The sequence below is a fragment of the Cloacibacillus sp. genome, assembly GCA_036655895.1.
Lineage (GTDB): Bacteria > Synergistota > Synergistia > Synergistales > Synergistaceae > JAVVPF01.
The window spans coordinates 1-6,043 of record JAVVPF010000052.1 but is presented as its reverse complement, the minus strand read 5'-3'; the positions used below and the strand labels follow the sequence as shown (position 1 = coordinate 6,043).

Here is a 6,043-nt window from a genome sequence, read left to right as displayed (position 1 = left end):
CCGCCTATCTCCACGCGGCCGCTTTCTATATTTTCAAGCCCCGCGATCACTCGCAGAAGCGTGCTTTTTCCGCAGCCCGACGGCCCAAGGACGCAGACGAATTCACCGTCCTCTATCTCGAAGCTGACGTCGTTCAAAGCCGTCTGCTGTGAGAATTTTTTAGTTAAATGTTTTGCGCAAAGCGATGCCATTGCCGCCGTCCCCTACTTTTTGGCTTCCGTTTTGCCGTCGTAGCGCGCGGCCCATTCTTTGAGTATGCGGTCTCTGTTCTTCGCGGACCACTTAAGGTCGTTCTTTTTGATAAGCTGCGAAAGCGGCTCTTTTGAGTAACCTTCTGGTATTCCGCCGTCAGTTTTTACCGCGGTTATAGCGTAATCGCCCTTGAGCGCGTTTATCGCCTCGTCCGAAATGGCCCAGTCAAGGAAAAGCTTCGCCTCGGGCTTCACGGCCGTCTTTTTGATGAGGGCGTTTGCCTCCACGTCCCAGCCGCTTCCCTCGGAGGGGAAAATGACCTGCACAGGCGCACCCTTTTTCTTCTGATTGACGCCGGCATAGCCGTATGAGATGCCCACCGCGAACTCGCCGGAGGCCGCTTTCTTTGCGGGAGCGGAGCCTGAATGAGTGTACATCGCGATGTTTTTGTGGAGTTTGTCGAGGTATTCAAAGGCCTTTTTTTCGCCCATAAGGTGGATGAGGCCGGCTATGGCAAGAAAGCCGGTACCCGAGGAATTGGGGTTGCTCATGATTATCCGGCCCTTGAACTCCGGGCGCAGCAGATCTTTGTATGATTTTATCGGAGGCAGTCCATTTGCCGCAGCCTCGGCGGTGTTGTAGACGACGGCGGTCTCCCATGCGTCTATGCCGACCCACGCGGGCGGGTTTGCCTTGTCCTTCAGCATCGGTTCGACGCGCGCAAGTCCCTTCGGCGCGTAGGGCGCTATCATCCCGCGGTCTTCAAGAACGAGAAGGCTTGACGCGGCGGTGCCCCATACGACGTCGGCGGGCGTTTTCGCGCCTTCGGCCAGCAGCTTTGCCGTGATGATGCCGGTTGAATCGCGGACTATCTTCACCTCGATGTCAGGATATTTCTTTTTGAATGATTCAAGATACTTGCCTATCTGTTCGTTTTCAAGCGCGGTATATACCGAGAGCTTCTTGGCCGCAGCACAGGCTTTCGGCGCCGCGCCAAACGACGCCTGCGCGATCGCGGCCGCCGCCGCAAAGATCAGCGTGCTTTTGCCTATCTTTTAAAAATGTCTCCGAAGTGCTGACATGAGAATCCTCCTCAAAAGTTAAAAATCTAAGCGGCCCCGTACGGGCTTCGCGTTCTCTATGGAACCGCTTTTGAGTGAACGATGTGTGCAGCTATTGGTAACGTTAGGTAACTAGGACGCAAAAAAAGAAAAGCCTCCGCCACAAAATAGGCGGAGGCTTTAAAACGGCGCGCAGCCGCCTGCTAGAGTATCAGTACAAAAGTCCCAGCCGTGATGAGAGCCGCGCCCGCCAGCACCTTGGCGGAGACGGCCTCGTGCAGGAAGATGAAGGCCATCAGTATGCCCAAGACCACGCTGAATTTATCGACGGGCATCACCTTTGAGGCCTCGCCCATCTGCAGCGCCTTGAAATAAAAAAGCCACGAGGCGCCAGTGGCAAGCCCCGAAAGCGCAAGAAAGAGCCAGCTCTTTCTGCTGATGTCACCAAGCTGGGCGCCTGAACCCGTCATCCACACGACAAGCCACGCCATTATGACGACTACCACCGTCCTTACGGCCGTTGCGAGATTTGAATTGACGCCCTCTATGCCTATCTTTGCGAGAATAGAGGTAAGAGCCGCAAAAAACGCGGAACAAAGCGCATATATCGCCCACATGGTCTATATCCCCTTTCCAGATTGCTTACCGATCTGACGTAAAATTATATCATCAGTTCTTGTTTTCAATAAAAAACGGGAGCGCGCCTTAAAGACGCGCCCCGCATAGAGACTGCGAAACTTATTTTTTCTATGAAAGGCTCGCGCCCTCTTTTTCTTTTTTGAGAGCCGAAAGCCCCTCTTTTGTCATAAGAAGCGCAAGCACGAGAAGAAGCGCGCTTATGCCCGCCAAGATATAGTTCGGATTGGGGCTGGAAAGCGTCGCCTTTATCTCGACTACGAGGCCGGCCATGCTTGTGATGAGCATGAACCAGAACGGTACGAGCAGGAATGTAGCCTTTTTCTTGAGGCCGCGGATGACCCACATTGCGATGCCAAGTATAGCAAGCGCTGCGACGAGCTGGTTTGAGGCTCCGAAGACCGGCCAGATGACCGACCACGCGGGAACAAGCTTGCCGTCCGGGGCTGTCGTCTTCACGTAGACCAGCACCAGAGCGAGCAGCACGACGCATATCGTGGCGACGTATTTGTTGACCTTGTAATTTGTCAGCTCCTGTATCTGATAGCGGCCAAGGCGAGTCGCCGTGTCAAGCGACGTGAGCAGGAAGCCGTTTATCGCGATGGCGCCAAGCCGCGTCCCGAGAACCGGGTCGATGCCAAGCAGTGTGCAGAAGCGTCCGAAACCGGCGGCGAAGGTGCCGACGGGGCCGCCCGCGCCGATGCCGCCCGCCACCATCATAGTGCCAAGCGCTATGACCGCGACAAGCCCTTCAAGCAGCATCCCGCCGTAGGCTACGGGCAGGGCGTCCCTCTCATGGGCGAGCTGCTTTGAGGTCGTGCCGGAGCCTACCAGCGAATGGAAGCCGGAGATGGCGCCGCAGGCGACGATGACGAACATCATGGGCCACAGGTTTGAGCGCGAAAGGCCCATCCACTCTACATGCGACGCTATCATCGGCACCTTGCCGCTGTCGAGCGAGCCGCCGAAGATCATTCCGATAGCGCCGATGGCTACGGCAAAATAAAGGAAATACGAGGCGAGATAGTCGCGCGGCTGCAACAACAGCCAGACTGGCAGAACGGAGGCCGCCAGAATGTAGACGGCGAGGAAGATGTTCCACTGGTCGGCGCTGTGCGTAAACCAGGCCGCGACGAAAGGCCAGTCTCCGCCCTTTATCGTGCAGACGGCTATTATCGCGAGCATGATGAGCGTCACCACTTTAAGATCGACGTTGAACCTGTATATCATCAGCCCCGAAATGACCGCAAGCAGTATGTACATACAGCTTACGAAGGCGACTACCGGGTCCGTAACAAAGGTGGCCGTCGTGAGCACGAGAAAGACCGCTACAACAAGAAAGAGCGTCAGTATCGTAAAGATAAGAAAGAGTTTTTTTCCTCTGCTTCCGATCCAGTGGTCGATGACCTCGCCCACCGATTTTCCGTCATGGCGCATAGAAGCGACCACCGCGCCGAAATCGTGCGGGCCGCCCAGGAAAATCGAGCCGAAGATGCACCACATAATGGTAGGCAGCCAGCCGAACATAGACGCGGCCGTGATCGGTCCTACGATGGGGCCGGCGCCCGCTATCGAGGAAAAATGATGTCCCAGCACCACGGCGGGGTGCGTCGGGCAGTAGTCCATGCCGTCGTTGAGCTGTTCTGCGGGCGTCACGTGCGAATTGCTTAGGTCATAAAGCCTCGCCATGAACTTGCCGTAAAAAATATAGCCCAGCACCAGCGCCGCGGCGGACGCGGCAAACATAAAAAAGAACATTTGAAACACCTCCAAGTGTATATATAAAAAACAGGTTTTTTGTTACCTATCTTTTCTTGATTTTAGCGCAGGCCGCGTTTACCAGATAGGCGGCGTCCACGATGGCCTTCGGCGGCTCGCTGCCAGGCGTATAAAAATGCAGTTCCGCAAAGCCGCGAAGCCCGAAAAACAGCGAACGCTTTTTTGTGCTGTAGGCGCCCTTTTCCGTCAGGAAGACGAAACGCTGAAGCAGCAGGTCCTCTTCCTGCTTAGCCGCGCGAAAGATCCGCTCCGGGTCGCTTGCGGCGTATCTCCATATAATATAGTCGTCCGCGTAATAGCGCGCAACCTCCCCCAAAAGACCGCTTTTTTTCATCGTCACCCGCCGGTAGAGTCCCGAAGCCGTATCGGAGCGCCACGGCTCGTAACGCCACTCGTTCCAAATATCGGAGGCGGCGCCAAGAAACGAAAGATCCACCATAAAAATCCACCCAGTCACGAAAGCCGTCCTTCGATACAAAAACGGGCCGCTTGATATATACTGAATATTACATTAAAGGCTTTTGATTTGCAAAGTTAAATATAAAAAACGTTTTAAGTGATTACCCTAATATTGCCGTTCGCGGCTTGACTAAAGACAAAGAATCAAAAGTTAAGTTTGTCACGAACGGTAATTGTGAAAAGTTTTAAGTTAGTTTAACGCGGAGTTTGTAAACGGAACATACCCCCGCGCAGCGTATTTTCGCAATATAATATTTACGGCAGAGGTGCAATAGAGTAAAAGCCTGATGGGAGTGTAGCGTACGTAATGAAAAAGATAAAATTAGGTTTATGGATACGGATGCCGGCGCTCGTTGTAGTAGCGGCGGTCCTCATATACACGCCCGCGCTCTCCTGCGCCGCAGATAAAGTATACTTTGAAAACGGCGCAAAGGCTGCGTATGGAGCGGTAAGCGTCGTCGACCTTCGCGGGACATGGCGCGAGATGGGGCGACAGTACGGGGCGCTTCTGTCGAAGGAACTGCGCCACGTTTACGAGACCGGCATCATGACGAAAATCTTGGGCTGCGACGCCGAAAAACTTAAGACCGCGGAGGCCGCGGCGCTTGATTTCTATTCATATTATCCGTACACAATGCGTGAAGTGATAAAGGGCATGAGTGAGACCTCCGGTCTTACGCAGCGGCAGCTCATTCTTGTAAACGCCGTTGAGAAATTGGGCGGCATGGCAAAATGCGCTGGCATAGCCGCCTGGGGGAGCTATACCAGCGGGCCGCTCGTCTACGGCCGCGACTATGACTATTTTCCGTGGTTCAAGGCGCTCGCCGACGATATTGTGATAGCGGTCTACCACCCCGCTGACGGCTCTCTTGCCGCCGCCACCGTAGGCTACGCGGGAGAAATCTACGCCGTGAACGGCCTGAACGAAAAAGGGATGTTCTTTGAACTGAACAACGGCTCCTTTTCCGCTGGGGGCACGCATTTTATAAACAGGATCCACTCCGCCGTGCAGCTTTTCCCGCTGCTCTTTGAAGCGGATTCTATGCGCTGGGCCGACCTGTTTTTCCACACGGCAAATTCAGCGGGCTCCTACATCATCGGCGTTACCGACGGCAAAAGCGCGCGAGGCTACGAATGGTCCGTCTTCGGCGTAAAGAGATCGGATGAAAAAGAGAACCTTATGGTGATCACAAACCACTTCACAGCTAAGGAGTGGGGGCTGCCGGAGACGACTGATGCAAAGAGCTTCAGCAGTCTGACGCGCCGCAAAAACCTGCTTGCGCTTGCAGAAAAAAATAAGGGGAAAATAACGGCCGCGGTGATGCGCGGCATACTCGACCTGCCGCTTGAAAAAGGAGGCGCCGCGAGCGAAATAACGGTCTATCAAATGGTCGTCGTCCCAACGGAGCTTTCGGTGTGGCTCAAGATACCGGGGCGTCAGGAATGGACCTATGTCGACATGGGGAGCTATTTAAAAGAATTAAAAAAGTGACGCAGCGTCTCTTTGGAAGGCCGAAAGCGTCACGCCCGCTGTAAAAAATGCAAAACAGGACGAAAAAAGAGCGCAGCGAAGGCGCCCGTTGTCTGTTGTGTGGCGCGGGACGGAATAATTTTTCTTCTTCGATAAAAATGCTCAGATAGTGTGCAAAGTGTTGCAATTAGAACAACGGTACGCTATAATGCCTTTACATATCTTTGAAGAGATCCGGCTCTGATTTCCGGGTCTCTTTTGATGTGGGAACATAAAGGCAGGCAGCCACCGGCTTTTTGCCACTTTAAGGAATACGAGCCCCAACGGGCATAAGAAACGTAGAACCAAATACAGGGAGGAATTTTAGTATGGCAAAAGAGCATTTTCAGCGTAATAAGCCCCATCTTAACATAGGCACCATCGGCCATATCGACCACGGCAAGAC

General features: G+C 53.9%; 7 protein-coding genes. 1 reads left to right on the top strand and 6 read right to left on the bottom strand.

Translation table 11 applies throughout. The annotated features are described in order from the left end of the window. The 5 genes from RRY12_11845 to RRY12_11825 form a co-directional block, all read right to left on the bottom strand. On the bottom strand, nt 1-191 hold a 191-nt coding region (locus tag RRY12_11845; GenBank protein MEG2185364.1), incomplete at its 3' end, for an ATP-binding cassette domain-containing protein. A gap of 12 nt (nt 192-203) precedes the next feature. Beyond that, complete coding sequence (locus RRY12_11840; GenBank protein MEG2185363.1) at nt 204-1,205, bottom strand: putative 2-aminoethylphosphonate ABC transporter substrate-binding protein; 1,002 nt, start codon at nt 1,203-1,205, stop codon at nt 204-206. A gap of 251 nt (nt 1,206-1,456) precedes the next feature. Beyond that, entirely contained in the window at nt 1,457-1,870 is a 414-nt protein-coding gene (locus RRY12_11835; protein ID MEG2185362.1) for an EamA family transporter, read from the bottom strand. 130 nt (nt 1,871-2,000) lie between these two features. Beyond that, nucleotides 2,001-3,647: a carbon starvation CstA family protein gene (locus RRY12_11830; GenBank protein ID MEG2185361.1), complete on the bottom strand. Its 1,647-nt coding sequence runs from the start codon at nt 3,645-3,647 to the stop codon at nt 2,001-2,003. A gap of 46 nt (nt 3,648-3,693) precedes the next feature. Next, on the bottom strand, nt 3,694-4,107 hold the full coding sequence (locus RRY12_11825) for a hypothetical protein (protein ID MEG2185360.1): 414 nt from the start codon (nt 4,105-4,107) through the stop codon (nt 3,694-3,696). A gap of 327 nt (nt 4,108-4,434) precedes the next feature. Here RRY12_11825 and RRY12_11820 point away from each other — a divergent pair, with 327 nt between their 5' ends. Continuing rightward, complete coding sequence (locus tag RRY12_11820; protein ID MEG2185359.1) at nt 4,435-5,619, top strand: C45 family peptidase; 1,185 nt, start codon at nt 4,435-4,437, stop codon at nt 5,617-5,619. Between the two features lie 182 nt (nt 5,620-5,801). On the opposite strand, the gene RRY12_11815 is transcribed toward RRY12_11820, so the two are convergent. After that, nucleotides 5,802-6,043: hypothetical protein (locus tag RRY12_11815; protein ID MEG2185358.1), on the bottom strand; the 242-nt coding region annotated here is incomplete at its 5' end.

Coding starts and splice junctions, on each gene's coding strand:
- RRY12_11820 (MEG2185359.1), top strand. CDS start 4,435: ATGAAAAAGATAAAATTAGGTTTATGGATACGGATGCCGGCGCTCGTT.
- RRY12_11825 (MEG2185360.1), bottom strand. CDS start 4,107: ATGGTGGATCTTTCGTTTCTTGGCGCCGCCTCCGATATTTGGAACGAG.
- RRY12_11830 (MEG2185361.1), bottom strand. CDS start 3,647: ATGTTCTTTTTTATGTTTGCCGCGTCCGCCGCGGCGCTGGTGCTGGGC.
- RRY12_11835 (MEG2185362.1), bottom strand. CDS start 1,870: ATGTGGGCGATATATGCGCTTTGTTCCGCGTTTTTTGCGGCTCTTACC.